Source organism: Vibrio sp. 2033, from assembly GCF_033339735.1.
In genome coordinates, this window is record NZ_JAWOVC010000196.1 from 1 (window position 1) to 867 (window position 867).

The 867-nt window shown below is 51.0% G+C and carries 1 protein-coding gene; it reads right to left on the reverse strand.

What is annotated here, in order from left to right; genetic code table 11:
* The coding region (gene nhaD, locus R7P74_RS25545; RefSeq protein ID WP_318123437.1) for a sodium:proton antiporter NhaD at nucleotides 1-867 on the reverse strand (867 nt) is incomplete at both ends.

The following is an 867-nucleotide window of genomic DNA, read 5'->3' on the forward strand; positions in this document are numbered from 1 at the left end:
AGAGCGATCACGGGCGTCCATTTTAAGTGGCCAAAAAAAGTGTATTGGCCACGCGCTGCGCCCATCAAAGCCACACCCGCGGCAGAACCTATCGACAACAAACTCCCCCCTACGCCCGCAGTGAGCGTAACAAGCAACCAGTTACCAGTGGACATACTTGGGTCCATCGTTAGTACCGCAAACATGACCGGAATGTTATCGACAATGGCAGAAAGCACACCGACCATCACGTTCGCCCAAAACGGATTCCATTGGGTGTACATGACGTTTGAAACCAATTCGAGATAACCGAGCAAGCTCAAGCCACCTACACACATCACGACGCCATAGAAGAACAGCAAGGTATCCCATTCGGCGCGAGAAACACGATGGAATACGTCAAACGGTACGACAGAGCCTAAACGTTTCAGCGCATGATCGTCCCCATTCGCAATCGCCATGGCCGCTTTTTTCGCGAGCGAATGTTTGAGGGTTTTTCTTAAGAAGTACCCGAAGAATTGTAGGTACGCCAAGCCCATCATCATGCCAACCACGGGTGGGAAGTGAAGAACAGCATGGAAGGAGACAGCCGTAGCGATCGTGAGGACAAACAGCAGCACAATGCGCCTTGCGCCACGTTTTAATTCGACACGCTCGTGGATGGTATTGGGTTTGGTGTTCGGTACAAAAAGGGACATTAAAAACGCTGGCACGACATAGTTGATTAGAGAAGGGACAAACAATGGCATGAATTCAGAGAACCGCACGTGCCCAGCTTGCCAAACCATCAAGGTTGTAATGTCACCAAATGGGCTGAATGCCCCGCCCGCGTTGGCTGCGATAACGATGTTGATGCAAGCAAGATTGACGAACCTTGGATTGTCGCCA